This window comes from Kineococcus aurantiacus (assembly GCF_013409345.1).
GTDB lineage: Bacteria > Actinomycetota > Actinomycetes > Actinomycetales > Kineococcaceae > Kineococcus > Kineococcus aurantiacus.
In genome coordinates, this window is record NZ_JACCBB010000001.1 from 3,069,572 (window position 1) to 3,095,398 (window position 25,827).

Here is a 25,827-nt window from a genome sequence, read left to right on the forward strand (position 1 = left end):
CCGTACCGCAGGGTGTCCGGACCTGGGGGGATGACTCGGTGTGAGGCCACTGCCGGAGCCCGACTTCCAGCGCGTCTTCGACGAGACCCCGGCCCCGCTGCTGCTGCTGACGCCGGACTTCGTCATCGTGCGGGCCAACCGCGCGCGGCTGGAGGCCACCGCCACGACGCTGGAGGACACCGTCGGCCGCGGCCTGTTCGAGGTCTTCCCCATGAACCCCGACGACCCCGCCGCCGACGGGCTGGTGAAGCTGCGCGACTCCCTGGTCCTGACCCGCCAGACCCGCCGCCCGCAGACGATGGCCGTGCAGAAGTACGACATCCCGATGCCCGACGGCACCTTCGAGGAACGGTTCTGGAGCCCGCGCAACGTCCCGATCCTCGACGAGGACGGCGAGGTGGTGCTGCTGCTGCACCGCTCCGACGACATCACCGGCTACGTCCACACCCGCACCCAGGCCCAGGCCTCGGCCGAGCTGAGCGAGCGCCTGCGCGAGCGCGCCGAACGCGTCGAGCACGACCTGTTCGCCCGCACCCGCGAGCTGGAGCAGCTCGTGGAGCACCTGGGGCGGGCGACCGCCCGCGCCGAGCTGCTGGCGGGCGTCACCAGCGAGCTGACCAGCACCCTGGACGGCGAGCAGGCCGTCGGCCGCCTGGCCCGGCTGGTGGTGCCGCTGCTCGCGGACTGGTGCATCGTCAGCCTGGTCACCGACGAGCCGCGCCGGAGCGCGCGGGGGCTGCGCGACGTCGGCAGCTGGCACGCCGAGGAGGGGATGCGGCCGGTCGTGGCCGAGTACGCCGCCACCCGCCTGGGGGTGCTGCAGGAGGGGTCGCTGCTCGACCAGGCCCTGGCCACCGGCCAGCCGCGGGTCCGGCCGGCACGGGCCCTGGAGTACCTGCACTCGGTGCTGCCGCCGGGCCGGGCCCGGGACCTGGTCACCGAGCTCGCACCGGAGTCCCTGCTGACCCTGCCGCTGCGCGCCCGCGGGCGGACCCTGGGGGCGCTCATGCTGGCCAACGGCGCCGCCCGCAGCCCCATCACCGCCGAGGAGACCGCCACCGCGACCGACATCGCCGGGCGGGCCGGGCTCGCCCTGGACAACGCCCGCCTGTACCGGCAGCAGCGGGAGCTGGCCGAGGCCCTGCAGCGGTCGCTGCTGACCGAGCCCGCGCAGACGGACCAGCTCGAGGTCGCGGTGCGGTACACGCCCGCCGCGGAGACCGCCCAGGTGGGCGGGGACTGGTACGACTCCTTCGTCCAGCCGTGCGGCACCACGGTCCTGGCCGTCGGTGACGTCCTGGGCCACAACACCGACGCGGCCGCGGCCATGGCCCAGGTCCGCTCGCTCCTGCGGGGCATCGCCGTGGCCAGCGACGCCGGGCCCGCCGCCGTCCTGGCCGGCGTCGACCGGGCGATGGTCACCCTCGACGTGGGCACGACCGCGACGGCCGTCGTGGCGCGCGTGGAGCAGACCGAGCAGGAGGCCCGGCGCGGGGTGCGGCGGCTGGTGTGGTCCAACGCGGGGCACCCGCCGCCCGTCCTCCTCACCCCCCGGGCCCAGGTGTCCCTGCTGGAGGCCCCGGCCGCCGAACTGCTCCTCGGGGTGCTGCCCGACGTGCCGCGCGGTGAGAGCGTCACCGAGCTCGAGTCCGGCTCGACCGTCGTGCTCTACACCGACGGCCTCGTCGAGCGCCGCGGTGAGCCGCTGGACGACGGTCTCGCCCGCCTGCGCGGGGCGCTGGAGGAGCTCGCCCCGCAGGACCTCCCCCTGGACGCCCTGTGCGACGCGGTCCTGCAGCGGATGCTGCCGGAGCGGCCCGAGGACGACGTGGCGCTGCTGGTGGTGCGGCTGCACCCGCAGGGCTGACCGGCCCGGCCGGCTCGTCAGGCAGGACCGGCGCTGGTGGGGAGCTCGCGGCCGGTGCCGGCCAGGGAGGCGGCGACGACCGGGCGCAGCTCGTCGGCGGGGTCCGCGAAGGGCTGCACGGTGGAGGTCGGCCAGCCGCCGGCCCGGCAGTCGTGGGTGCCCAGCTGAGCGGGCAGGAGTCGTCGGCTCGCGCCGGGTCGAGCCGGGACCGCGGGGCGCCGGCGATGAGTTGAGCCGGTGGGGCAGGTCTGTCCCGTCATGGCGCTGCTGATCTCCTCCGCTTCCACGTCCCTGGACGGTTTCGTCGCCTCGCCCGACGACGACCCCGGTCCGCTCTTCGACTGGTACTCCGCCGGCGACGTCGTGGTCCCCAACGCCGGGGACCTGCCGCCGTTCCACCTCACCCCCACCAGCGCCGCGCACTGGCGCGACTGGGTGACCCGCCTGGGGTGCGTGCTGGTGGGCAGGCGCCTGTTCGACCTGACCGACGGGTGGCGCGGGCGCCACCCGCTGGGGGTGCCGGTGGTCGTCCTGACCCACCGGCCACCGACCGGGTGGGACCACCCGGGCACTGAGGACCCCACCTTCGCCACCACCGTGCCCGAGGCGGTCGCGGCGGCCACCGCGATCGCCGGTGAGCGGGTGGTGGGGGTGGCCGCCGGTGAGGTCGCCACGCAGCTGCACGCCGCCGGTCTGCTCGACGAGGTGCGGGTCGACCTGGTCCCGGTCTTCCTCGGTCGCGGCCGGCGGTACTTCACCGACCCCGACGCCCCGGTCCGGCTGTCCGGTCCCAGCAGCGTCGTCGTCAGCGAGGGGGTCACCCACCTGAGCTTCCCCGTGCGGCGCTGACGTGCCGCCCGGGGCGTGCGCACCGCCACGGGCCCGCCCGGTACGCCTCTTCACCGGGAACACCGACACACCGTTGTCGCGCGGGCGCCCGAGGGTGGACCCGTGACCGAGACCACGAACCCCACGACCACGAACCCCACGACCACGAACCCCACGAACCCCGAGACTGCTGCCGCCGCCCGGCGCTCGCTGGACCGGTGGCTGACGATGTGGAACACCGACGGCGACATCGCCCGGGAGATCTGCGCCGACGACTTCCGGATCCGCCTCACCTCGACCGAGCCCGACGGGTCGGCCCCCGCGGACGACATCCGCAGCGCCGAGGACTTCGCGCGGTACCTGCGCTGGTGGCACGAGCAGAACCCCGGCGTCGTCTTCACCGCCGTCGCCGACGCGATCGACGGCGAGCACGGCCGGCTGCTGTGGGACGTGGAGGCGGACGGCCGGCGCGCGGGGGGCGTCGACGTGTTCGACTTCGACCGGGACGGCCGGGTCCGGCGCGTCTGGTCGGTCGGTGGGCAGCGGAGCGTGCGGAGCTGAGGCGCGACGTGGAGGGGACCGCCCCCGCCGGGCCGTGCCCTGCCAGACTCCCGGCGTGAAGCGAGCCGAGCGGCAGTACGCCCTCGTCGACCTGCTGCGCGGAGCGCGCCGGCCGTGGTCCGCGGCCCGGCTCGCGGCGGAGTTCGGGGTGTCCACGCGCACCGTCGAACGCGACATCGCCTCGCTGCAGCTCGCCGGGGTCCCCGTCTACGCCGACCACGGGGCGGCGGGTGGGTACTCGATCCTGCGCGAGTACTCGCTGCCGCCGCTGAACCTGTCGGCCGCCGAGTCGCTGGCGGTGCTGGCGGGGCTGGCCCTGCTGGAGTCCTCCCCGTACCAGGGGGCCGCCCGCCGCGCCCACGCCAAGATCGCCGCGGTCGTGGACGAGGCGCACCGGGCGCCCGTGCAGGAGGTGCTGGGCAGGGTCGCGGTCATCGACGCCGCCGCCCCGGCCGGCGGCGGCGTGCCGATGGGGTTGATCTCCGACGTCATCGCCGCCCGGCGGGTGGTGCGGCTGACCTACTCCGGTGAGGCCGCCGACGGCGGCCCGGACCCCAGCACCAGCACCGTCCGCGACGTGGAGACGATGGGTCTGCTGCGCGGGGGAGACGCCTGGTTGCTCGTGGGGTGGTGCCGGCTGCGGGAGGCGGTCCGCGGTTTCCGCATCGAGCGGATCACCCGGCTGGAGGTCCTCGACGAGGTGGCGCCACCGCGCGACCCGGCCCTGTGGGAGGCCGACCTGGCGCGGTGGTCGACGCGGCGCCTGGCGTGGACCGCGGCGGCGGACCGCCGAGCGCGCTGACCGCCCCGCCGGGTGCGGACGGGCCGGGGGTCAGGGCAGCTGCTGGGCGATGGCCCGGGCGGCCCGGCGGACCTCCACGCTGAGCGCGGGGACCCGTTCCACCGGCAGTTCCTCCTGCCGGCCGGCGACCTGGACCGCGCACTCGGTGCTGCTGCCGTCGACGAGCACGGCGACGGCCACGGAGGCCATGCCGGGCTCCCGCTCCCCGCGGGCCTGGGAGAAGCCGGCCGCCCGGATGGCGTCCATCTGCGCGTCGAACTGCTCGTGGTCCACGACCGGGTCCACGGCCGGGTCCGCGGGGGCGCCCGCCCCGGGGGCCGGTGACAGGAGGGCCCGCCGCTGCTCGGGGTCCATGTGCGCCAGCAGCACCTTGCCGGCACCGACGTGCAGCGGCAGGCGCTCACCGATGGGCAGCTCGTAGCGCAGCGGGGTGGTGCCCTGCACGCGGGCCAGGACGAGGCGGGAGGCCCCCAGGCGCTTGAACAGCGAGGAGGTCAGACCCGTCGAGGCCGCCAGGTCGTGCAGCACCGGCCGCGCGGCGGTCAGCAGCGGGCTGCTCGTGAGGTAGGCGTGCGCCCCCAGCAGGAGCGCGACCCCGGGGCGGTACTCGTGCCCGTCGCGCTCGACGCGGCCGCGGGCCTCGAGGACGGTGAGGATGCGCTGCGTGGTGGCCACGGGCAGTCCGGCGCGGCGGGCGATGTCGGTCAGGCGCAGCGGGCGCCGGCTGCTGTCCAGGACCTCCAGGACGTCGATCGCCCGCTCCAGCGACCGCATGCTGGTCGCGGTCCGTTCCTCCGCCACGCCGTCCCTCAACGCCCGCCGTGCGGCGTGCCGCGACCCGAGATCCCCACGCGCCCGACCGTACCGGCCCGACCGGCCGCCGGCGGAGCAGGCCCGGCGCTGCGCACCGCGCCCGGTCCACCGGGCCGGTTCACCGCAGGGCGACGGCGTTGGGCGGGGAACCGACCCCGCCGGTGAGGTGCAGCGGTTTGACGGTGACCATGCAGTCCCAGCGGCCGGTGGCGCGGGAGTCGGCCACCAGGTCGGTGAGGTTCCACAGCTCGCCCAGGACGAGCCCGAGCTTGGCGATGAGTTCCTGGTGCATCATCCCGGCGTCCTCCGGGGCGCTGCGGAGGTACGGGCTGCCGGGCACGACCGGGAGCACCTCGACGGCGAAGGTGTCGGTGGCGAAGACGGACACCCGGTGGTCCCAGCACCAGCGCGGGAAGTCCCGCGACTGCGCGAACCCCGTGGCGCACCGGGCGTCCCGGACCTGCGCCCGCAGCTGCGGGGCGGCGTCGAGGAACCACCGCGCCCAGCCGGTGTGCACCAGCAGGACGTCCCCGGGTTCGACGGCGGCCCCCTGGGCCGCGAGCGCCTCGTCGAGCACGGCGACGTCCAGGGCCGGGCCGCTGCGGTGGTCCAGCGGTTCGCCCCGGCCGGCGGCCCAGCCCTCGACGTCCACGACCAGGCCCCGGCCGACGATCGGCGCCTCCGCCCAGCGCTGCACGCCCAGGGTGGGGGACCCGGCGACCACGGCGTCGTCGGGCACGCCGCCGTAGAAGCCGTGGCCGGAGGCGCGGCGGTGCCGCAGGCCGTCCACCTGGGAGGTCGCTTGGAGGTGGAACTCGCGCAGGACGTCGTCGCGGGACTCCGCGTGCCCGGTGAGGATCTCGTGGACGGGGGCCCGCCGGGCCCTGGCCATCGGCGGGTCGAAGGCGTCGAGGGCGTGGTCGAGGGAGAACAGCGCCCCCCGGTGGACCGAGGCCGCGGCGGCGACGACCTGGGCGGGGCCGGCGAAGTTCGCGGTGCCGCGTTCGGGGGCGTCGGGGAAGACGCCCCAGCTGGAGCCCGGCGGGGTCCGGGTCAGGAGTTCGTCGTAGCCCGGGACCCCGGGGCGGGACACCGCCTCGACCGGTGCGGTGCTCACGCGGCCGTCCCGCGGTCGGGCGTGGTGGCCCGGTGGTCCCCGCTCCGGTCCTGCGGGCGGTCCGTCGCGGGGGCCGCCGGATCGGCCTGCGCGTCGTCCTGGTCCTGCGCGTGCGCGGCGCGCTGGCCGTAGCCCAGGAGGAAGGACAGCAGGCCGGCCGCCGAGGCGCCCCCGAAGGCGAAGGGGGCGAGGCGTTCCTCCAGGTCGCGGGCGGCGGCGGCGTCACCGCCGGCGAGGGCGACGGCCTGGGTCAGGACGATCGCGGCTCCGGCGGCGAGGAAGAACACGACGCTGAGGGCGAACAGGTGGGTGGTGGCGCGCCGGGTGGCGCCGGGTGCGCGGACCGCACTGGTGGCACGAGACATCGTCGACTCCTGGCAGTGGTGGGTCCCGGGTTTCCGGGGGTTCTCGGGGTCTTCGGGTTGTCGGGGTTGCGGGGGACGCGGTCAGACGGGCAGGGCACCGGTCGCGATGAGCACACCCATCCCGAGGATCGGCGCGCAGTAGTACTTCAGCAGCGGCACGAACATCTTCACGGGGTCGACGCGGGCGATCCCGGCGGCGACGTAGATGGGGGCCCCGCTGGGCGGGGACGCCCCCTCGGTGCTGGCGAAGATGAGCACGGCGGCGGCCGCGACGGGGACCGGGACCCCCGCACCGGCCAGGGCGATGACGGCGACGGGCCCGACGGCGGCCATCGTCGCGCTGGCGGTCAGGGGGATGGCGATGGCCACGATGATGACGCCGATCGCGATGGCCATGAGCCACGCCGGGGCGTCGAGGCCGCTGAGGACGGTCTCCAGCTGACCGGCCAGACCGAGGTCACCCAGGAGGTTCGAGGCGGAGAACGCGGCGACGATCGTGACGCCGATGACCCCGAAGGACGGCGCCGCCCCGCCGATGGTGTCCAGCCAGCCGGACGCGGTGCGGGGCAGGTGCTTGCGGCCCAGGACGAACACCAGCGCGATCATGAGGACCGGGATCCAGGTGATGAGGCTGATGACGTCGGGCATCGCGAACGGCGCCGCGGGCAGGGTCGTGCCGTCGGCGAGCTCGACGGGGCTCTTGAGGTCGTCGCCGACCCCGCTCCAGTTCCCGAGGGCGGTGGCCAGCGGACCCCGCGTGAGCACCAGCGGCACGATGATGGGCACGAACAGCAGCAGCGAGGTCCAGCCGTTGCCGAGGCTGCGGCGCAGGGGCAGCCGGTCCTCCGGGGCGATGGGGGCGATCTTGTTCCTGCGCACCAGCCAGTAGGCCAGGGCGAGGCGGTACCCCAGGCACCACAGACCCGCCAGGGCGAGGGGTTTGACGATCTCGTCGGGTTCCATCGCCCCCTGCGCGGCCAGCCCTCCGACGAGGATGAACATGGTGGCCGAGAACGGGAAGCTGACACCCATGCCGGCGCCGCCGGCGACGACCGTGGCCGCCAGCTCCGGCCGGACCCCGGACTTCTTCATCCAGGGGACGGTCACCGAACCCACGGCGGCCGTCACGGCCGCCCCGACGTGGGCGATGGCCCCGAAGATCCCGCCGGCGACGGTGGCCGTGAACACCGAGCCGCCGGGCAGCCGGCCGAGCACGGAGTTCAGCAGGTCGATCAGCCGGTCGAGCACCGGTGTCCTGGCGAGGACGAAGCTCATGAAGACGAAGGCCAGACCGGCGAAGGTCACCTCCTCCTGCAGCGAGTCGAGGACGGCGGCCCGGATGGCCCCGCCCGCCGACTCGCCCTCGGGCAGGCCGCCGAACACCGCGAACGCGCAGACGGCCAGGAAGCCCATGATCATGGATTCGCCGATGTTGCGCTTGAACAGCGCGTTCCAGACGACGATGACGACGACGAACGCGACGAGCGCCCAGACCCCGAGCATCACGCGCCCCCGCCCAGGATCGCCGCGCGGCGGCCGGCCTCGTCGGCCTCCACCGCGCGGCCCCCGAGGAGGCTGGCGCGCACCTCGGCGCTGGGGACGACCACCACACCGTCGTCGTCGGCCACGACCAGGTCGCCGGGGTGCACGACCAGACCGCCCACGCAGACCGGGACGTCGAACCGGCCCGGGCCGTTCTTGTACGGGCCGGCGGGGCTGACGGCGCGGGCCCAGACGCCGAAGCCGATGCGCTCGAGCTCGCCGACGTCGCGCGCGGCGCCGTCGATGACCATGCCGACGACCCCCTTGGTGCGGGCGCGCTCGGCGATGAGCTCGCCGATGAGGGCCCGGTTGACGTCGCCCTGGCCGTCGATGACCAGCACGTCGCCGGGCCGGGCCCGGGTGAGGGCCTCCGAGACGACCTTGTTGTCCCCCGCCCGGGTGCGCACGGTGCGGGCGCGCCCGACGACGCGGGCGCCCTTCCACAGCGCGTGGATCCCGGAGTCCATGAGGCCCGTGCGCTCGCGGGCGTCGCCGATGTTCGCGACGGCCAGCCCCTCGTACTGGGCGAGGAGGTCGTCGGTCTCCAGCAGCGCTTCGTCGGCCAGCCGGCGGTGCACCTGGGCGGCCGCCCGGGTCATCGTCGGCACGAGGCCCGCGGCGTCGAGCAGGTCGGCGGAGGCCTCGGTCTCGCCGGCGCGGCGCAGGGCGTGCTTGCGGGTGCCGCTGTGCAGCCGCTCCAGGGAGACGTGGCCGCCGTCGAGCTCGGCGGCGATCTGCTCGCGCACCCACTCGTCGGCCCCGGCGGCGCGGCCGGCCTCGACCACCTCCACGACGAGGGCGCCGAGCCCCTTCATGAAGGCGCTGCGCAGGAGCTTGCGGGCGGCGGCGTCCCCGGGCCGGCCCCCGATGTCCTCGACGTCGGCCCCGAGCGCGGTGAACAGGCGGGCCGCCGTGGCGGAGGCCTCGCCGCTGATGACGACGGGCGCCGCGGAGCCGTGCGCCGGGACGGAGCCGACGACGGAGACGTCCGCGAAGCGGGCGGCCCCGACCACCTCGGCGATCGCGGTCTTGATGCGCGGGTCCCCGGCGTTCATGTCGAGGTAGACGGCGGACGGCGGCAGGTGCTCGGCGACGGAGCCGGCGGCGCGCTCGGCCACCTTCCCGCCCACGAGGCTGAGGACGAAGTCCGCGTCGCGGACCGCCTCCTGCGGCGTCAGGCGCCGTTCGACGCCCGCGGGCGTCGGGGTGTCCGCGGGGTCGTAGCCGCTGACGGACCACCCGCGGGCGGTCAGGCCGGTGGCGTAGAGGGTTCCCGCTTCGCCGAGTCCCAGAACGGTGACGTGCATGCTGCTCCCTCGCAGTTATCGCACAGTGGTAGCTCTTCTCGCTGTGTGGAAGCTTGAGCCGTCAGTGCCCACTTGTCAACGCCTCGCGCACGACGTGGTGGCAGCCCGGGACAGCGGTCGGCCCGGTGGAGGGCGGCGGTCGCGGCGGCGGTCGCGGCGCTGCGGGGGGACCCGCCGGGAGCCGGGCACGCCGACCCGCCCGGGAGTCGGGGGGGCGGTCGCCCTCGTGGCCTACCCTCGGACACGGTCGGTCACCCGGGCCGACCGGGTGACGACGGGGGATCCGTGGCGCAGGACACGCGCGAGAACGGCGGGACGGCCGGGACGGACGGCGACGCGGCGACCGGCGCGAGGACCGGCGCGACGGTGGCGGTCCCCGCGACCGCGGCCCGCGACGCCGTCGTGCGCGGCGGGTTCGCCCGGCTGGCCGGTGCGCTGGCCCTGGCCGCCGTCGCGGCGTGCGCCGTCAGCCTCCTGGTCCAGCGGGTCGTCACGGCCGTCGCGGGCCGGCTCTCCGGCGGGGACGGCTGGACCTCGGTCACCCCCTCCCACGTCGGCACCGCCCTCGTGACGGCCCTGCTCGTCGTCGTGGTCGCCGCCGTCCTGGCCGTCTGCGCCCGCACCCGCTGGTGGCGCGGCACCGAGGCCGTCGCCGTCGTCGCCGTCGCGGGGCTGGCCACCGCCCTGCTCGCCGTCCCGCTGGCCGGCACGAGCTACTACCTGGGCGGCAACACCAACGACCAGCTGTTCCGCACCCAGCTGCTGGGCCGCCTCACCGACAGCTGGCGGCTGGCCGACATGAACTACGCCGGGCTGCCGTCGTTCTACCCCTCGGGCTGGTTCTGGCTCGCCGGCCGGTTCGCCGACCTGACCGGGCTGCAGGCGTGGGCCGCGTTCAAACCCGCCGCCATCGCCACCTCCGCGGTCGTCCCGGCGCTCGCCCTCGTGGCCTGGTCCCGGCTCACCGGGCCCCGCCGCGGGGTCCTCGCCGGGCTGGCCACCACGGCCGTCGGCGTCTACCCGGCCCTGGCCGGCCCCTTCGTCGACGAGCCGTACTCGTGGTGCCTGGCCGCCTTCGTGCCCGTCGTGGCCGTCGTGGCCTGGCGCGCGTTCGGGGACGTGCCGGCCCCGGCCCGCCGCGCCGCGGCCGTCGGGATCGGCGTCGTGCTCGGGGCGGGGGCCATGACGTACACGCTGTACGCCGGGTTCGCCGCGTTCGTCGTCGCGCTGTGCTGCGCCGCCCGCTCCGCGCAGGGCTGGCGCGCCGGGCAGGGCTGGGCCGCGGTGCGGACGCGGGTGCCGGCCCTGGTGCTGGCCGCCGTCGTCTCCGGGCTGCTCGCCCTCGTCGTGTGGGCGCCCTACGTCCTGGCGGTCCTGCGCGGCGCCGGCGGCGAGCGCGCCGCCGCGCAGCACTTCCTGCCCCTCATCTCGGCGCAGCTGCCGGCCCCGATGCTCGCCGCGACCCCGTGGGGCGCGTTCCTGCTGCTGGGCTGCGCCTGGCTCGTGCTGGCCGTGCGCCGCGACCCGACGGCCCGCCCGCTGCTGCTCGTCGTGGCCGTCGGCTACCTCTGGTACCTGCTGTCCACGGTCGCGATCGTGGCCCGCACGACGCTGCTGGCCTTCCGGATGGAGGCCGTCCTCGTCGAGACGATGGCCGTCGCCGGTGTCCTCGGCGCGGCCGCGCTGTGGCGGGCGCTGCCCCGCTGGGGCGCCTCGGCGCGGGCGCTGACGGCCCGGCCGCGCACCCTGGAACCGCGCACCCCCGAGCTGCGCGCGCTGGCCGTCCTGGCCGCGGCGGCCGTCTTCGTCGTCCCGCTGCAGGCCACCGGGCAGAACCTCGCCGACCAGATCGGCAAGGCGTACACCGACTACGGCCCCGACGGCAGGACCGCGCTGGGCGCGCACGACGAGACCGAGGCGGGGGCCTGGACCGGGGACCTGCTCACCGCGATCGACGCGAGCGCCGCGGACCTCGGCGTCGCCGACGACGACCTCGTCGTCCTCAGCACCTACTACGAGGTGTTCTCCTTCCGCCCCTACCTGGGGTACCAGCAGATCACCGCCCACTACGCCAACCCGCTGGCCGACTTCGACGCCCGCCGCGAGCAGGTGCAGGACTGGGCGCGGGCCACGAGCCCCGCCGACCTGCTGGCCCGCCTGGACTCCGGCCCCTACGCGCCGCCGCGGGTGTTCGTGTTCCGCGCCGGGCAGGACGGGTACGAGGTGGGCCTGACCCGCGACGTCTTCCCGGCCGAACCGAACGTGGCGTGGTCCACGGCCGTGTTCGACCCGGCCCTGTTCGACGACCCGGCGTTCACCACGCAGCGGGTCGGGCCCTTCGTCGTCGTGACCCGGACCGGCCGGTAGGTTCGTCGCCCGTGATCCCCCGCGTGCGCCGGCTGTCCGTCCTGGCGCTGGCGGTGCTGACGCTCGTCCTCAGCGTCGTCGTCCCGCTGGCCCCCGTCGTCGTCGACACCCCCGCGGTGAGCTGGCCGGCGACCACCGGCGGGGCCTCGACGTCCACGGCCGCGCTGTTCATGCCGTACCGGCCGCTGGACGTTCGGGTGCAGGCCCCGTGCGCGACGGCGGCGGCCCTGGACGCCCGCACCGCCGCCGGGCAGCGCTCGACGCTGGTGGCCACGGCCCCCGGGGGCAGCGAGCGCGGCGCGCAGAGGTCGCTGGCGGTGACGGTCGGCGACGGCCGCGTCGTGGTGCGCTCCGACGGGACCGACCTGCTCGACGAACCCCTCACGGACGTGCTGACGACCGCGCTGACGACGGGGGACGCCGGCTGCGCCCTCGTCGTCGAGGCCACGCAGGACGGCACCCGCGTCAGCGCCGACGGCCGGGTGCTGGCCGAGCGCGCCGGGGCGCGGGTCCCGGAGGTGACGGCCTTCGTCACCGACGCCACCGCCGCCGACGGCGCTGGCCCGGCCGCGCTCGCGCACCCCGACGCCCGGTTCCAGTCCCGCCCCGCGGCGCTGAAGGTCGCGGTCCTCCTCGCGCACGGCCTGCTGGCGCTGGGTTCGCTCGTCGTGCTGCTGGCGCTGGCCGGTCCGCTGCGCCGCCGCGAGCGGGGCGGGCGCCCGGCGGCGCTGGACCCCGCCGCCCCGCGCGGGCGGCGCACGCTCGCGGCGTGGGCCTGCGACGTCGTCGTGGCCGGCGGGCTCGTGCTGTGGGCCGGGGTCGGCCCCCTGCACACCGACGACTGGTACTACGTGGTGGAGGCCCGCAGCGCCGCCGCGCAGGGGTTCATCGGCAACGTCGTCCGCTACTTCGACGTCGCGGAGATCCCCTTCACCCTCCAGCAGCAGCTGCTGGCCCTCGTCGTCCCGTTCACCGTCTCGCCGTGGGCGATGCGGCTGCCCGCGGCGGTGTTCGGGGTCCTGACGTGGTTCCTGCTGACCCGGTTCCTGCTGCCGCGCCTGGTGGAGCGGCCCCCGGTGTGGACGCGGCCGGTCGCGGCCGTGGTGCTGCTGGCGTGGTGGCTGCCGTTCGACGTCTCGGCCCGCCCGGAGAGCTTCGTCGTCGCGCTGTCGACGGCCACGCTCGTGCTGGTCCTGGAGGCCGTGGCCCGGCGCCGGGTGTGGTTGCTGGGGCTCGCGGCGGTGTGCGCGGGCGCGGCCGTGGCCGTCACGGCCTCGGGGGTCCTGGCCGCCGGGCTGGCCCTGGCGCTGGCCCCGCGGTGGTGGCCGCTGCTGCGCGACAGCCGGCTGGGCGCGGTGGCGACGGGCGCGCTGGTGCTGGCCTGCGCGAGCGTGGCCTCCCCGCTGGTCTTCGCCGACGCGACCCTGGCCGGGGCGCTGACGGCGCTGCGCGTGCACGACGAGGTCGGCCCGAACCTGGAGTGGTGGCAGGAGTCCTCCCGCTACACCTACCTCGTCGACGGCCCCGACCCCAACCAGGAGCTGTACTCCCGGCAGGTCGCGGTGCTGCTGACGCTGCTCGTGCTCGTGGGGGTCACCACGACGCTGCTGCGGGCGCGCCGAGCGGCCCGCGTCGACTGGGTGGTGCCCGTCACGGGCGTCGTCGTCGGCCTGGGGTCGCTGTTCCTGTCCCCGACGAAGTGGACGCACCACTTCGGGGCGCTGGCCGGGGTGGGGACGCTGCTCGTCGTCGTCGGCGCCGTCGTCCTGGTGCGGCGGCGGCCGACGCGGTGGGCGCTGGTGGCGCTGTGGGGGGCCGTCGCGGTGGTCGTCGCGATGGCGTTCCACGGCCCCGACGCCCAGGTCGAGTACTCCGCCTACGGGGTGGACCCCGAGCTGCCGGCGGTGCTGGGCAACCCGGCGACGTGGCTGGTGCTGTCGGCGCTCGCGGCGGTGCCGCTGTGGTGGCGCGCGCGGCGCCGGGAGCGGCGCGACGCCTGGCCCGAGCTGGTCGCGACCTCCCTGGTGGTCTCGCTGCTGGCCTCGGTGCTGGTGCAGGTCGGCAGCGTGGCGCGGGCGGCGCACCGGCTGCGGGGCAGCTGGTCGGTGGCGCAGGCGGCGCTGGCGCCGACGCCGTGCGGGTTCGCCGACGCGGCGGTGGCGCTGACCGGCGCGGCCGCGCTGACCGCCGCGGACGGTCCCGCGCCGCAGCGGGCGGCCGACCCGGTGAGCGGTGCGGGCAGCACCGCGGGGGCCCCCGCAGGGGCCGGGTCCTGGACGGGGACCGGTGAGGTCCGCACGCCGTGGCGGGCGCTGGGGGAGCGGACCGGGGACGACACGATCGCCCTGGACGTGTCGGGGGGACCGGCCGCGGTGACGGTGGAGTTCCTCACCGGCGCCGGGGCGGTGCTGCCGGTGCCCGCCGTCGTGCCGGGCGGGACGGGCTGGCGGCGGGTCGGTTTCGGGCCGGTGGCCGCGACCCCGGCCGGGGCCGTCGCCGTGCGGGTCGTGCTCGACGCCGGTCCCGGCGCGCAGGGAGAGGCGGCCGTGACGGACGTGTACCGCCGCACGGCGCAGGTCGTCTCCGACGTCGTGCCCGCCGGGTCGACGGTGCTGCTGGACTGGCCGCTGGGCCTGCACTTCCCCTGCTACGCGCCGCCGCGGGTGGCCGACGGGCTGGTGGAACCGGTGCGCTGGTTCGTGCGCAGCGCCACGTTCGAGTCGACGGACCCGCTGACGTTCATCGACGGGGGCGGCAGCTACGCCACGCTGCGCGAGGTCGCGACCCTCACGCCGTACCGCGGGTACCTGCCGGGGACGGACTACCGGGAGTGGGGCGACCTGGTGCGCGTCGACTACGACCTGCCGCTGGACGGGTACGCCGTGACCGGGGGGACGCGGACGGTCCCGGGGTGGCGCTGGTGGCCGGGGGCGGGCCCGGGTCCGAGCCCGGACTGGGTGCGGGAGTAGCCGACCGGAGCGTCCTGCCCGGGTGCGCCCACCGGGTGCGCCGGGACCCGGGCGAGTCGTAACACGCCCTTAACGCGCTCCCCGGCCACCGGAAACGGTCCAGCGGCACGATGGCGTCCTCCCGGCGGGGGACCGGGGCGCGAGCGCGTCGCGGCCCCCCGCCGAACGCTGCGAACGCTCCGAAGGATCGAGGTCCCGTGTTCACCACGTTGTCCGGGCTGTCGGTGGTCGTCACCGGCGCCAGCAAGGGGATCGGCAAGGGCATCGCCCGCGTCTTCGCCGACGCCGGCGCGCACGTCCTCATCACGGGACGCTCCGCGGCGGACCTGGAGGCGGCGGTCGCCGACATCGGCGGCCGCACGTCCCACCTCCCGGCCGACGTCAGCTCGCGCGCCGACTGCGACCGGGTGGCGGCGACCGCGCTCGAGCGCCACGGCGGCATCGACGTGCTGTGCGCCAACGCCGGCGTCTTCCCCTCGGCGCGGCTGGAGGACATCGGCGCCGACGACCTCGCCGCGGTCATGGGGACCAACCTCAACGGCACGGTCTTCTCCGTCCAGGCCTGCCTGGACGCCCTCACCGCCAGCGGCCGCGGCCGGGTGGTCGTGACGTCCTCCATCACCGGCCCGTTCACCGGGTACCCGGGGTGGTCGCACTACGCGGCCAGCAAGGCGGCGCAACTGGGCTTCGTCCGCACCGCCTCGCTGGAACTGGCGCCCCGGGGCATCACGGTGAACGCCGTCCTGCCGGGCAACATCGCCACCGAGGGGATCGCCGACCTGGGGCCGGGGTACGTCGAGGCGATGACCGCCAGCATCCCGCAGGGACGGCTCGGGTCGCCCGCCGACATCGGTCACGCCGCCGCCTTCTTCGCGACGCTGGAGGCCGGGTTCATCACCGGGCAGACGCTCGTGGTGGACGGGGGGCAGGTGCTGCCGGAGTCCACGCAGGCGCTGGCCGCGATGGCGGGCTGAGGCGACGGGCCCCGGACCGGGTGCGGAGCGTTGGATCGCGGCACTCGGGGTGAGTGCCTCGATCCTGGCCCGCCGACTGCGGACGAGCAGGCGGATGCCCTGGCGCGGGGGTTCTCGCGGTTCCAGCGCGGACCTGCCTGTCGGTGAGTGCGAGCTGGCCCGTCGCAGGATCACGTCTCAGAGGGCAGGCGACATTTCTGCATCAGGGCGCCGGTAACGGTTCCCGACAGGAACGGTGCACGACGTGGGATGACCCCGAACTTGAGGAATGGTGTCTCAGTCCTGTTGGAGTAGCGGGTTTCTGGCCCTCTTTAGGGGGGCGAGACGGGCGAGTTGGGCACCTGCTGTGTGGACACGGGGTCCAGGCCGCTACTTTGCCCGCATGGTGTCACTCACGAGTAGTTCATGGGGTCGTCGTGCCGTTGCCGGGATGGCGATGGCGACCTTCTCGATGGCCAGCATTCAGACCGCGGCGGCAGATCCGCGGGTGGGCGGGGACATCGGTGTCCGTTACGACGCCCTGGGTGGGGCGGCGGGACTCCTGGGGGAGCCGCTGACGGGTGAAGTTGGCACCCCCAACGGACGTGGGGCCTACGTCAGCTTCCAGCGAGGCGGCATCTGGTGGTCTCCGCAGTCCGGGGCGCGCGAAGTCCACGGCAGCATCCTCACTGAGTGGGGACGCACCGGGTGGGAGGGTGGTCCCCTCGGTTTCCCCATCACCGATGAGACGGGGACTCCCAACGGTCGCGGGGCGTACAACGCCTTCCAGGGTGGATCGGTGTACTGGTCGCCGCCGTCGGGGGCGCACGAGGTCCACGGGATGATCCGTGACGCGTACGCGTGGTCGGGTTGGGAGAACGGGGTGCTGGGTTTCCCCATCACCGGTGAGGTGCGTACCCCCAACGGCAAGGGCGCCTACAACGCCTTCCAGGGCGGATCGATCTACTGGAGCCCGACCACCGGTGCTCACGTCGTGCACGGCGCCATCCGTGATGCGTGGGCCGCCCAAGGCTGGGAAGGGGGCGCACTGGGTTTTCCGACCAGCAGCGAGTTCGACATTCCCGGGGGTAAGCGTGTCAACTTCCAGCGCGGCTACATCGAGTGGTCTGCCGCGACTGGAGCGCGCGTCAACGCACCCATCGCTGTGCCTGCTCCGCCGCCTGCTTCGACAGGTGGCGGTGTCATCGGCGGAACCCTGGCGGTTCCGGGTGAAGTGAACTTGGATGGATTGGTGTTGCGGGCGGAGTCGGTGCGACGTGTCGCCCCGCCCACCACCGGCATCGGCTACACCGCCGGCGATGTTCCCATCGAGGTAGTCCTGACCATCCGCAACACGACTCAAGGGTTGTGGGACCCCTTCGACCTGGTTGCTGTTACCTACAACGGCGCGGAGGCGGAGCAGGTCTTTGCCTCAGGTTTGGGATATGGCGCCGGGTTCGGTGATGCGTCGTTGGCTCCGGGGCAATCGCGTACGGGCCGCTACCTGTTCTCGGCGCCCCCTAGCGGCAGTGGCGACGTCTTGGTCGAAGTGATCATCTACGACGTGCAGACTGACCGGCACGTGGCTCGCTTCAGCACACGCCTGTAGAAACTCTGTGCATGTCGCGCTCCGGCGTTCCTGGTGCAGCATCTCGGGTGAGCTGCGTGCCTTTGCGCAAGCGCGGCCGAAGCGCCTCGGCAGAGTGACGCACCTCATCCGAAGGTTCCTGTGCATCCGACGAGCCGCCGTACTCGTGGAGCATCGGGACGGCGAGCTGTACCAGACCTTCCAGGGCGGGGAGATCTGGTTCAGCCCCGGCGCCGGGACGGCCGTCTACTACTACTGACCGGCCGGGCCGTCGTCAGCGGCAGCTGGCGACGGCACCCCCGCGCCACGCCTCAGCGGCCGGGGGCGGTCAAAACTTCCGCGATCGCGCTCCCGCGGCGGGATCGCCGCGACGTCGTCCCTCAGCCCGGAGACGGTGAGGACTCGCGTGTCCCGGCTGCTTACCGAGCCCGGCCTGCGGGGCCGCGACCGAGCCGTCGTGCACGCCTACCGGCACGGGCTGGTGATCTGACCGCCGTGCGCGGGCGCGGTCGTGGAACACCCCGGTCCACGGTCCCGGCCCGGGTCACCGTCGAGGCCGTGTCCTCACGTCAGCTCGAAGCGCGCCCGGGCCTCCTCGACCTCGGCCAGGTGCTGCGCGGTCCAGGTCAGCAGTCCGTCGATCGGCTCGCGCATGCTCTTGCCCAGCGCGCTGATGCGGTACTCCACGGCCACCGGCCGCGTGCTGACGACACGGCGTTCGACGACCCCGTTGCGTTCGAGCCGGCGCAAGGTCGCCGTCAGCGACTTGCCGGTGACCGCGGGGATGACGCGGCGCAGTTCGCTGAAGCGGCAGGGACGCTCGCACAACGTCTCCAGCACCTGCAGCGACCACCGGTCCAGCACCTGCTCGAGCACCTCGCGGTGCAGCCCGGTGATCTCCAGGGGTGCGTCGGGGTGGGGGCCGCCCGGGGTCGGTGGGCGGGTGGGGGCACCTCGCGTGGTTTCCGGCACGACACCAAGTCTCGTTGAAGTTCCCGCCGGCGATCAAGTATCCCTGGGATACCGCCCGTGGCGAGCACAACCTCGCGGGTGGTGCCGACCACCCGCCGAGAACCGCAGGAGCTCACCGTGCCCGTCCACCTGACCACCCCTCCGGGGCTCATGCAGCCCGTGCCCTACCACCACGTCGCGATCGCCACCGGGAACCGGCACGTGCACGTCGCCGGGCAGGTCGCCCGCGGGGCCGACGGGTCACCGCTGGCGCCCGGTGACCTGACCGGTCAGGTCGCCCACGCGTTGCGCGGCACCGCCACCGCCCTGCGGGCCGCCGGGGCGGGTTTCGCCGACGTCGTGCGCCTGACCTTCTACGTGACCGACTGGACCCCGGACAAGATCGGCCCGTTCACGGCCGGCGTCGAGCAGGTCGCCGAGGAACTCGGGTTGCCCCGGCCGCTGCCGCCGGCTTCCCTCATCGGCGTCGACCACCTCTTCGAGCCGGACGTCCTCGTGGAGGTCGAAGCCACCGCCGTGCTCGACTGAGCGCCGCGCCGCCCGCCGGGCAGTTCGCGCAGGCCGTGGTCGACGAAGTCGATCGACCAGCGGAAGCTCGCGTCGATCTCGTCCTCGGTGTGCAGCTCTCCCGCGGCCTCGATGAGGGAGGAGCCGTCCAGGAAGCTGCGGAGCACCTGGAGGGCGTGCCGCGCGTCCCGGGTCGGCGGGCGGTCGGCCGCCGACCCGGTGGGGTGGGGGGACTCCGGGGCCGGTGCGCCTGCTGCTGATCCACCTCGACCTGCGCCAGGGGCTGCTCGGCGGCGGTGAGGGCGTCGACGGGGGTGGTGCCGGCGTCGGTGGACGGTCCGCTCGTGGGGAGTCCTTCGTGGGAGCAGCTGCTGGGGCGCTGCCCCGCGGAGCGGGGAGGGGCTGCTCCCGGTTGGAGCTGTCAGCCGTGTCGAAGGGCTGTTGAGCGCAGCCGAAGCGTCTCAACCCCTCGAGGCGAACCGGGCGACGGCCTCCGGGGTGACGGGCGTGAAGAGGTTGACCAGGTTGCCGTCCGGGTCGCGCAGGAGCAGGGAGCGGTTGCCCCACGGCATCGTGGTCGGCTCGGCGACGACGTCCTCCGCGAGGTCGCCGGCGAGGTCCCGCAGGCGCCGGTGCTCGGCGTCGACGTCGGCGACGAGGAACTCGACGATCGCGCTGCGGTTGTCCGCGGGCCGGGCCGACCCGGCCGCGAACAGCGCCACGGTGCGGGTGCTGCCGATCGCCAGCGTCTCGACGCCGGTGACCACCTCGGCGAAGTCGGGGGTCGACCACACGGCCGCCGTGCCGGTGACCTGCTCGTAGAACCCGACCAGGCGGGCGACGTCGTCGGTGATCAGTCGCACCGACAGCAGTCGGGCGACGGGGTGCGGGGGCGGGGTGCCGGTCGTCATGACGAGAACGCTAGGAGCGGTACCGGACAGGATCCGCCCGGTTCCGTAGGGTGGTGCGGTGCCTCGTCCGACGGCCCGCGTGCTGCAGCTGCTCGAGCTGCTGCAGTCCAGCTCCGGCACCCGCACCGTCGCCGAGCTGGCCGCGCGCCTGGAGGTCGACGAGCGGACGGTGCGCCGGTACGTCGCCCACCTGGTCGACCTCGACGTCCCGGTGCAGTCCGTGCGGGGCCCCTACGGCGGCGTCCGCCTGGGCCCCGGGCACCGCATGCCCCCGCTGATGCTCACCGACGAGGAGGCCCTCGTCGTCCTGCTCGGGCTCGTCACCGCGCACCCGTCGGGGGTGCTGGCCGCGTCACCGGGGGTGGTGGACGCTGCGGTGTCCAAGCTGCGGCGCGTCCTGCCCGTCGCCGTGGGGGAGCGCGTGGGGGCGCTGGTCCAGACCGCCGCGGCCGCCGCCCCCCGCGCCGGTGCTGCGCGGACGAGCACCCTGCTGCTGCTCGCCCGGGCCGTGCACGAGCATCGACCGGTGGCCCTGACCCGCACCGCCGCCGACGGCGGGCGGACCCTGCGCACCGTCCACCCGTTCGGCGTGGTGGCCCGCTCCGGGCGCTGGTACCTCTGCGCCGCCGACCCGGCCACCGGTGCCGTGCGCACCTTCCGGGTGGACCGGATCGACGCGGCCGAGGTCCTCGCCGGGTCCTTCGACGTCCCGGACGGCTTCAGCGCCGCCGACCACGTGCGCGCGACCCTGTCCGCGGTCCCCTGGCGCCACGAGGTGTCCCTGCGGGTGCGGGGGACGGCGGACGAGGTGGAGCGGCTGTTCCCGCCGGGACTGGCCACCACCGGGGACGCCTCGCCCGAGCCGGGGTGGGTCCGGGTGACGTTCCGGGCCGAGCGGCTGGACTGGGTGCCCGGCCTGCTCGCCGCGCTGCCCGTCCCCTTCGTCGTCGACGGGCCCGAGGCCCTGCGGGACCTTGTGCGCTCCCTGGCCGCCCGTCTCCTCGGGAGCGCCGGCGGTGCTGCCGCCCCGTGACCGGCGGGGCCGGCGTCAGCGGTAGCTGACGACGGCACCCCCGCGCGGGGTCCAGGTGATCGAGCCGCCCTGGAAGTCGCTGCGCTTGCCGCCGCCGGCGGAGTACTCGTCGCTGGTGGGGTAGCCCAGGCGGCCGTTCTCCCAGCCCTGCGCGGCCCACGCGTCGCGGATGGCCCCGCGCACGACGTGGGTCCCGGCGGTGGGGGAGTAGTAGACCGACCCGCCCGCGAAGTGGTTGAACGCCCCGGCCCGCAGCGGCTGCTCGTCGGTGGTGGGGTAGCCCAGGAAACCCGTCTCCCAGCCGTTGGCGGCCCACTTGTCGCGGATCAGGCCCTTGACGACGTGCGCGCCGGTGCCGCGGGACCAGTAGACCGACCCGCCCTGGAAGTGGTTGAAGGCCCCGCTGGGCAGCGCGACCTCGTCGGTCGTGGGGAACCCCAGCGAGGAGTTCTCCCAGCCGGTCGTGGCCCACCGGTCGCGGATGAGGCCGCGCACGACGTGCGAGCCGGTCGCGGCGGAGTAGTACACCGACCCGCCCTGGAAGTGCTGGTAGTACCCGGTCTTGACGGGCGTCGGCAGCACGGGCGTGGTGGGGGAGCCCAGGAAGCTGGCCGCCCCGCCGACCGCGGACCACTTCAGCGAGATGTCGTTGCCGGTGACGGTCGGGGCCCCATCGACGCGCAGGGTGCCGTCGCCGTTGCGGACCAGCTTGGCGATGGTCATGCGCCGCGGGTGCGGCACGGGGCCGCCGACGTTCTCGCCGAGGCGGAAGGTGGCGTACGCCATCCGCAGCCCGCCCGAGGCGTCGACGAAGGCCGAGGAACCGCCGGGGCCCTGCTGCGACCCGGCGCTGGCGACCAGCGGGGTCGACTGCACGCGGTGGCAGGCGCCCAGCGGGCCCTGCGGGCACACCGAGTACCCGGAGGCGTAGTTGCTGTGGCCCTGGTCGTCCAGCGGGTCGGACAGGTTCCCGGAGTAGAACAGGTACGTCGTGCCGCCGAAGCTCACCATCGAGGGGTTCTCGATGGTGTCGCCCTCCCAGGAGTTCGGCGCGGTCTCCAGCAGCTTCACCACGGGGGCCCCGGGGCGGGGGAACCCGTTGTCGGCCAGCTCGACGGCCTTGATCGAGGACGGGTGCGAGGCGATCTTGCCGGAGGACTTCCACAGCAGGTAGTTCTTCCCGCTGCCGGCGTCGTGGTACGGCATGGGGTCGATGGAGCCGCCCGGGTCGACGTTCGCGTCCTCGCACTGGATCGGGCCGCCGCCGCTGATGTCGCGGAACGGGCCGGCCGGGGAGCTGGAGGACGCCACGGTCAGGCAGAAGCGCGAGGGGGAGACGCGCACGGGGGAGTACGCGAACCACGTCGAGCCGATGGAGAAGACGCCCGGGGCCCAGTAGTCGCGGTTGATCCAGGGGCCCTGCGGGTGCACGACGCCCCAGGACGCCTGCCGCACGAGGGCGTCGTTGGTGTCGTACTTGCCCCAGTCGTCCATGGGCGCCGCCTTGATCTCGGCGGGGATCTTGGGGTCGCCGGCCACGGAGTACCCGCGGCGGCCGGGCGGGCCGTCGTCGGAGTAGCGGGCCCGCACCTTCCAGGTGACCAGGTCGGTGCTGGTGAGCACGGGCAGCACGCGGCCGCCGACGGGGGAGGCGTAGGCGTAGTAGGTGCCGCCGACGCGCACGACGGTGGGGTCGCCGAAGTCGCCGGTCCAGGTCGCCCCCGGCTGGAACCAGGTGGGCTCGGCCGCGGTGGCGGTCTCCGTCGTCGGCAGGACGGTGGAGACCGCGACGGCGGCGGCCGCCGCGGTCAGGACCGCGGTGACCAGCTTGCGGGGGCGGATCGGGAAACGCACGAGGCCTCCGGGCGTCGGTGGTGGACGTTCGCCGACTCCTCGGCAGGTCGCGCGAGGAACTTTAACCCGGTCAGGTGAGAACGACCGTGATCTTGCCCGTCCTGGCGTTCCAGGTGATGGACCCGCCCTGGAAGTCGCTGCGGCGGCCGCCGCTGACGTCGTACTCGTCGCTCGTGGGGTACCCGAGCTCGCCGGTCTCCCAGCCGCGGGCGGCCCAGGCGTCGCGGATGAGCCCGCGCACGACGTGGGTGCCGGTCCGGGGGGAGAAGTAGATCGACCCGCCCTGGAAGTGGGTGAAGGCCCCGCCCGGCAGGGCGACCTCGTCGGTCGTGGGGTAGCCCAGGACGCCGTTCTCCCAGCCCAGGGTGCCCCACTTGTCACGGATGAGGCCGCGCACGGCGTGCGCCCCGGTGGCCGCCGACCAGTAGACCGACCCGCCCTGGAACTCCGTCCACGCCCCGCGCGGCAGCGCCCACTCGTCGCTCTTGGGGTACCCGAGGTAGCCGGTCTCCCAGCCCAGCGAGGCCCACTTGTCGCGGATCGCGCCGCGCACGGCGTGCGCGCCGGTGCGCGGCGAGTAGTAGATCGACCCGCCCTGGAAGTGGTTGAAGGCCCCGCCGCGCAGCGCGACCTCGTCGGTGGTGGGGAAGCCCAGGAAGGAGTTCTCCCAGTTCAGCGACTTCCACTTGTCCCGGATGAGGCCGCGCACGAGGTGCGCGCCGGTCGCGGGCAGGTAGTAGATCGAGCCGACCTGGTAGTGCCGGTAGCGGCCGCCGCGGGCGGCGGCGCCCTCGACGCTGGTGGCCGCGCCGAGGGCGGCGGCCCCGCCGAGGGCGGTGTACTTGGCCGCGACGTCGGACAGGGTGGCCCCGCTCGTCGTCGTCCCCTTGAGCAGGGCCGCGACCCGGTCGCGGATGGTGCCCATCTTGGTGAAGCCGACGTTGCCGGGGCAGGCGGTGAAGCCGACGTCGCGGTGGGCGTTGATCGTCCGCAGCGTGACGGTCGTGCCCGCCGCGTAGCGGGCGGTGCCGCCGCCGGCGGAGGTGAGCTGGGCCGAGCCCCCGGCCGGCAGGCCGTACATCGAGAACTTCCACGCGATGACGGCGGCGACGGAGTTCAGGGTGGCCTCGGTGGGGGCCACGGAGGTGAAGTCGCCGATCATCGACACCCCGAAGGTGTCGGTGTTGAACCCGCCGGCGTGGGCGCCGATGACGGGGCGGGTGATCCCGCCGGCCCGGCCCTCCCAGATCCCGCCGAACCGGTCGACGACGAAGTTGTAGCCCAGGTCCGACCAGCCCAGCGACACCGTGTGGTAGCGGTACATCGAGCGCATGACGGCGGGGACGTCGGCCTGCGAGTAGCTGCCGCCGTCGGCGGTGTGGTGCACGACGACGGCCTTGATCGTGTCGCCGTAGCCGGGCACCCCCTTGCGCAGCGACTCGTCGGCGCCCCAGTCGGCGCGCGAGCGGATGACGGGCTGGGCCGCACCGGCCAGCAGGGCCGCGTCCTGCTCGTCGGCCTGCGCGTCGGCGGCGGACAGGGTGGTGCGCAGGGCCGAGCTGGCCCCGGCGTCGACGACCTGCAGCTGCGCGGTCGCGGCGTCGGCCGCGGGCAGCCGCACCTCGACGGTCGCGGACGTGCCGAGCGCGCCGACCCACAGCGGGTCGGAACCGGCGACGGAGGTGCGGGCCTCGGCGGTGCCGGGGTCGGGTTCGGAGTCGTGCAGGGTGAGGTCGTGCCAGGCGCTCCAGTCGCCGCCGGCGCGGCGGGTGCGGACCTGCACGCTGTCGGCGGAGGTCCCGGCGGGGAAGGTGACGCCGACGAGGTGGCCGCCGCTGACGTCGACGCGGACGGTGGTCAGCGCGCCGGAGGACAGCAGCCCCGCGGTGCGCGAGCCGGCGCCGAGGGCGAAGACCTGGGTGCTCCCGGCGACCTGGAGGGCGCCGGTGGTCAGCGCGCTGGGGGCCAGGGCGCGCGCGGGGTGACCGGCGGCGAGGCCGGCGGCCCCGGCGAGCCCGGTGCCGAGGACCCCGGTGAGCAGGGCGCGGCGGGACAAGGGGGTGCTGACGGACCGCATCAGGCCTCGTTCCTCCTGGGACGTCGGACGGGGGTCTCCCCCACACGGGTGCACGCTCTGTGGTGACATCGGCGTCCAGATCACGTCGCTTGAGCGTGTCGCACGTTGTGTCGGCACTTCGTCACGCAAAGTAAGGGACGATGCCCGTGGTGGGCAAGGTGCTGGAGAGGACAAAGAGATAACGTCTCCGCAGTCACTCACTCACTGTAAGTCACATCTGTCGCGGGAGCCCCAGGTTCCGGGGCACGTCCAACCCCCTCGCGGGCAACGGGGAGGCACCCTGCGGCGAACTCCCAGCCGCTCCTCAGCCACCCGGATCGTGACGGAGAGTGACGACTGGGGAGGGCGCGTCAGCCGGTGTGCACGGACACCCCCCGCCCCGCGCTCCACGTGACGTACCCGCCCTGGAAGTCCGAGCGGCGCACCCCGCCCACCGTCCGCTCGTCGCTCGTGGGGAAGCCCAGCCGGCCGCTCTCCCAGCCCCGCGCCGCCCACGCGTCCCGGATCGCGCCGTGCACCTCGTGCGCGCCCGTGCGCGGCGACCAGTACACCGACCCCCGCTGGAAGTGGTTGGCCCGCCCGCCCGGCACCCCGAACTCGTCCGTCACCGGCAGCCCCACGGCGCTCGCCAGGCCCCGCTGCACGTACGCCGCGCCGATGGCCCCCCACACCGCCCGCGCCTGGGTGTCCCGCGTCCACAGGACCGTGCCGTTCTCGTAGCGGCGGGCGCTCGCCCCCGCGAACCGGGGCCCGCCCGCGACCGGGTCGCCCAGCGCCGAGCGCGTCCCGCCCAGCGCCACCCAGTGCGCCTCGGCGGGGTCGGTGCGGCCCGTCCACCACGACGTCTCCGCCGCCGCCCCCCGGCGCGACAGCGACACGTGGACGTGGTCGGTGTGCGGGTTCGGCCCCGCGTACGGCTGCCAGCCCTGCGCCGCGCGGTAGGACTTCCACACCCGCCCGTCCCAGATGACGTACATGACGCCCAGGCGGCGCGCGTTCGCCGCGTCGTCGGCCAGCAGCCAGTCCAGGAACGTCCGCGCCGTCGCCGCGTCGGTGGGGTCGCCCGCGTCGAGCATCCAGTCCAGCGCCCGGCCCTCGTGGTGCTCGGAGTCCACCGCCGCCCCGACCGGGCAGGCGCGGTGCGTGCCGATCACCTGCCGGCCGTAGGTGGTCAGCAGCAGGTCGCGCAGCTCCCGCGTGCCCGGCTGCACGTCCGCGCACGTCGTGGCGCCCTCGTAGGCGGCGAGGTCGTCGACGGCCGCGGGCAGACCCGCCGGCGCGCGCGGCACGGGAGCGGCCGCCGAGGCCGCGGGGGAGGTCACCAGGGCCGACAGCACCGCGGTGGCCAGCGCCGCCGCGGCCAGCGGCAGCCGCCTCACGCGGCCCCCCCGGCG

The 25,827-nt window shown here is 75.1% G+C and carries 21 protein-coding genes; 10 read left to right on the top strand and 11 right to left on the bottom strand.

Features of this window, described 5'->3' with window-relative positions:
* Window positions 1-40: 40 nt before the first annotated feature.
* Window positions 41-1,867 carry a SpoIIE family protein phosphatase gene (locus BJ968_RS14870; protein WP_343078051.1) on the top strand — a complete coding sequence of 609 codons (1,827 nt, stop codon included), beginning with the start codon at window positions 41-43 and terminating at the stop codon, window positions 1,865-1,867.
* A 17-nt stretch (window positions 1,868-1,884) separates the two neighbouring features.
* On the opposite strand, the gene BJ968_RS14875 is transcribed toward BJ968_RS14870, so the two are convergent.
* The gene (locus BJ968_RS14875; RefSeq protein WP_179753122.1) at window positions 1,885-2,127 is read right to left on the bottom strand and encodes a hypothetical protein; all 243 of its coding nucleotides are present in this window, start codon (window positions 2,125-2,127) and stop codon (window positions 1,885-1,887) included.
* Between BJ968_RS14875 and BJ968_RS14880 the strand changes: the two genes are divergently transcribed.
* The 3 genes from BJ968_RS14880 (at window position 2,126) to BJ968_RS26725 (ending at window position 4,058) form a co-directional block, all read left to right on the top strand.
* Window positions 2,126-2,716, top strand: a complete 591-nt coding sequence (locus BJ968_RS14880; RefSeq protein ID WP_179753124.1) for a dihydrofolate reductase family protein — start codon at window positions 2,126-2,128, stop codon at window positions 2,714-2,716. The genes BJ968_RS14875 and BJ968_RS14880 overlap by 2 nt on opposite strands.
* Window positions 2,717-2,818: 102 nt before the next feature.
* The gene (locus BJ968_RS14885) at window positions 2,819-3,256 is read left to right on the top strand and encodes a nuclear transport factor 2 family protein (protein ID WP_218885074.1); all 438 of its coding nucleotides are present in this window, start codon (window positions 2,819-2,821) and stop codon (window positions 3,254-3,256) included.
* A 55-nt stretch (window positions 3,257-3,311) separates the two neighbouring features.
* Entirely contained in the window at window positions 3,312-4,058 is a 747-nt protein-coding gene (locus BJ968_RS26725; protein WP_179753126.1) for an HTH domain-containing protein, read from the top strand.
* 30 nt (window positions 4,059-4,088) lie between these two features.
* Here BJ968_RS26725 and BJ968_RS14895 read toward each other — a convergent pair whose 3' ends face one another.
* From BJ968_RS14895 to BJ968_RS14915, 5 genes are all read right to left on the bottom strand, one after another.
* Window positions 4,089-4,859 carry an IclR family transcriptional regulator domain-containing protein gene (locus BJ968_RS14895; protein WP_179753128.1) on the bottom strand — a complete coding sequence of 257 codons (771 nt, stop codon included), beginning with the start codon at window positions 4,857-4,859 and terminating at the stop codon, window positions 4,089-4,091.
* A 130-nt stretch (window positions 4,860-4,989) separates the two neighbouring features.
* Window positions 4,990-5,988 carry a cyclase family protein gene (locus BJ968_RS14900; protein WP_218885075.1) on the bottom strand — a complete coding sequence of 333 codons (999 nt, stop codon included), beginning with the start codon at window positions 5,986-5,988 and terminating at the stop codon, window positions 4,990-4,992.
* Complete coding sequence (locus BJ968_RS14905) at window positions 5,985-6,353, bottom strand: hypothetical protein (RefSeq protein WP_179753130.1); 369 nt, start codon at window positions 6,351-6,353, stop codon at window positions 5,985-5,987. The genes BJ968_RS14900 and BJ968_RS14905 overlap by 4 nt, the downstream gene beginning before the upstream one ends.
* Before the next feature lie 81 nt (window positions 6,354-6,434).
* Window positions 6,435-7,856, bottom strand: coding sequence for a TRAP transporter large permease subunit (locus tag BJ968_RS14910; protein ID WP_179753132.1), 1,422 nt, complete (start codon window positions 7,854-7,856; stop codon window positions 6,435-6,437).
* Window positions 7,856-9,202 carry an RraA family protein gene (locus BJ968_RS14915; protein WP_179753134.1) on the bottom strand — a complete coding sequence of 449 codons (1,347 nt, stop codon included), beginning with the start codon at window positions 9,200-9,202 and terminating at the stop codon, window positions 7,856-7,858. The genes BJ968_RS14910 and BJ968_RS14915 overlap by 1 nt, the downstream gene beginning before the upstream one ends.
* Window positions 9,203-9,487: 285 nt before the next feature.
* Between BJ968_RS14915 and BJ968_RS14920 the strand changes: the two genes are divergently transcribed.
* The 4 genes from BJ968_RS14920 (at window position 9,488) to BJ968_RS14935 (ending at window position 17,100) form a co-directional block, all read left to right on the top strand.
* On the top strand, window positions 9,488-11,569 hold the full coding sequence (locus BJ968_RS14920; protein WP_179753136.1) for an arabinofuranosyltransferase: 2,082 nt from the start codon (window positions 9,488-9,490) through the stop codon (window positions 11,567-11,569).
* 11 nt (window positions 11,570-11,580) lie between these two features.
* Window positions 11,581-14,538, top strand: a complete 2,958-nt coding sequence (locus tag BJ968_RS14925) for an arabinosyltransferase domain-containing protein (protein ID WP_179753138.1) — start codon at window positions 11,581-11,583, stop codon at window positions 14,536-14,538.
* 197 nt (window positions 14,539-14,735) lie between these two features.
* Window positions 14,736-15,512 (top strand): 3-oxoacyl-ACP reductase FabG, encoded by a 777-nt coding sequence (gene fabG, locus BJ968_RS14930; RefSeq protein ID WP_179753140.1) that lies wholly within the window; start codon window positions 14,736-14,738, stop codon window positions 15,510-15,512.
* A 430-nt stretch (window positions 15,513-15,942) separates the two neighbouring features.
* Complete coding sequence (locus tag BJ968_RS14935; protein WP_179753142.1) at window positions 15,943-17,100, top strand: LGFP repeat-containing protein; 1,158 nt, start codon at window positions 15,943-15,945, stop codon at window positions 17,098-17,100.
* Between the two features lie 543 nt (window positions 17,101-17,643).
* Here the strand turns inward: BJ968_RS14935 and BJ968_RS24765 are convergent.
* On the bottom strand, window positions 17,644-17,982 hold the full coding sequence (locus tag BJ968_RS24765) for a winged helix-turn-helix transcriptional regulator (RefSeq protein WP_343078263.1): 339 nt from the start codon (window positions 17,980-17,982) through the stop codon (window positions 17,644-17,646).
* Window positions 17,983-18,201: 219 nt separating this feature from the next.
* Between BJ968_RS24765 and BJ968_RS14945 the strand changes: the two genes are divergently transcribed.
* Window positions 18,202-18,579 carry a Rid family hydrolase gene (locus BJ968_RS14945; protein ID WP_179756758.1) on the top strand — a complete coding sequence of 126 codons (378 nt, stop codon included), beginning with the start codon at window positions 18,202-18,204 and terminating at the stop codon, window positions 18,577-18,579.
* Window positions 18,580-19,019: 440 nt separating this feature from the next.
* On the opposite strand, the gene BJ968_RS14950 is transcribed toward BJ968_RS14945, so the two are convergent.
* Window positions 19,020-19,469: a VOC family protein gene (locus tag BJ968_RS14950; protein ID WP_179753146.1), complete on the bottom strand. Its 450-nt coding sequence runs from the start codon at window positions 19,467-19,469 to the stop codon at window positions 19,020-19,022.
* Between the two features lie 58 nt (window positions 19,470-19,527).
* Here BJ968_RS14950 and BJ968_RS14955 point away from each other — a divergent pair, with 58 nt between their 5' ends.
* Window positions 19,528-20,502: a WYL domain-containing protein gene (locus tag BJ968_RS14955; RefSeq protein ID WP_179753148.1), complete on the top strand. Its 975-nt coding sequence runs from the start codon at window positions 19,528-19,530 to the stop codon at window positions 20,500-20,502.
* A 15-nt stretch (window positions 20,503-20,517) separates the two neighbouring features.
* On the opposite strand, the gene BJ968_RS14960 is transcribed toward BJ968_RS14955, so the two are convergent.
* The 3 genes from BJ968_RS14960 to BJ968_RS24770 form a co-directional block, all read right to left on the bottom strand.
* Entirely contained in the window at window positions 20,518-22,356 is a 1,839-nt protein-coding gene (locus tag BJ968_RS14960) for a family 43 glycosylhydrolase (RefSeq protein ID WP_179753150.1), read from the bottom strand.
* Window positions 22,357-22,426: 70 nt separating this feature from the next.
* Complete coding sequence (locus BJ968_RS14965; RefSeq protein ID WP_179753152.1) at window positions 22,427-24,433, bottom strand: N-acetylmuramoyl-L-alanine amidase; 2,007 nt, start codon at window positions 24,431-24,433, stop codon at window positions 22,427-22,429.
* Between the two features lie 350 nt (window positions 24,434-24,783).
* Window positions 24,784-25,812 carry an LGFP repeat-containing protein gene (locus BJ968_RS24770; protein WP_343078053.1) on the bottom strand — a complete coding sequence of 343 codons (1,029 nt, stop codon included), beginning with the start codon at window positions 25,810-25,812 and terminating at the stop codon, window positions 24,784-24,786.
* Window positions 25,813-25,827: the final 15 nt, after the last annotated feature.

What these genes read in the sequence shown, in the direction of transcription:
- BJ968_RS14905 (WP_179753130.1), bottom strand. Translation starts at nt 6,353, where the DNA reads ATGTCTCGTGCCACCAGTGCGGTCCGCGCACCCGGCGCCACCCGGCGC.
- BJ968_RS14915 (WP_179753134.1), bottom strand. Translation starts at nt 9,202, where the DNA reads ATGCACGTCACCGTTCTGGGACTCGGCGAAGCGGGAACCCTCTACGCC.
- BJ968_RS14945 (WP_179756758.1), top strand. Translation starts at nt 18,202, where the DNA reads ATGCAGCCCGTGCCCTACCACCACGTCGCGATCGCCACCGGGAACCGG.
- BJ968_RS14950 (WP_179753146.1), bottom strand. Translation starts at nt 19,469, where the DNA reads ATGACGACCGGCACCCCGCCCCCGCACCCCGTCGCCCGACTGCTGTCG.
- BJ968_RS14875 (WP_179753122.1), bottom strand. Translation starts at nt 2,127, where the DNA reads ATGACGGGACAGACCTGCCCCACCGGCTCAACTCATCGCCGGCGCCCC.
- BJ968_RS14910 (WP_179753132.1), bottom strand. Translation starts at nt 7,856, where the DNA reads ATGCTCGGGGTCTGGGCGCTCGTCGCGTTCGTCGTCGTCATCGTCGTC.
- BJ968_RS14880 (WP_179753124.1), top strand. Translation starts at nt 2,126, where the DNA reads ATGGCGCTGCTGATCTCCTCCGCTTCCACGTCCCTGGACGGTTTCGTC.
- BJ968_RS14935 (WP_179753142.1), top strand. Translation starts at nt 15,943, where the DNA reads ATGGCGATGGCGACCTTCTCGATGGCCAGCATTCAGACCGCGGCGGCA.
- BJ968_RS14965 (WP_179753152.1), bottom strand. Translation starts at nt 24,433, where the DNA reads ATGCGGTCCGTCAGCACCCCCTTGTCCCGCCGCGCCCTGCTCACCGGG.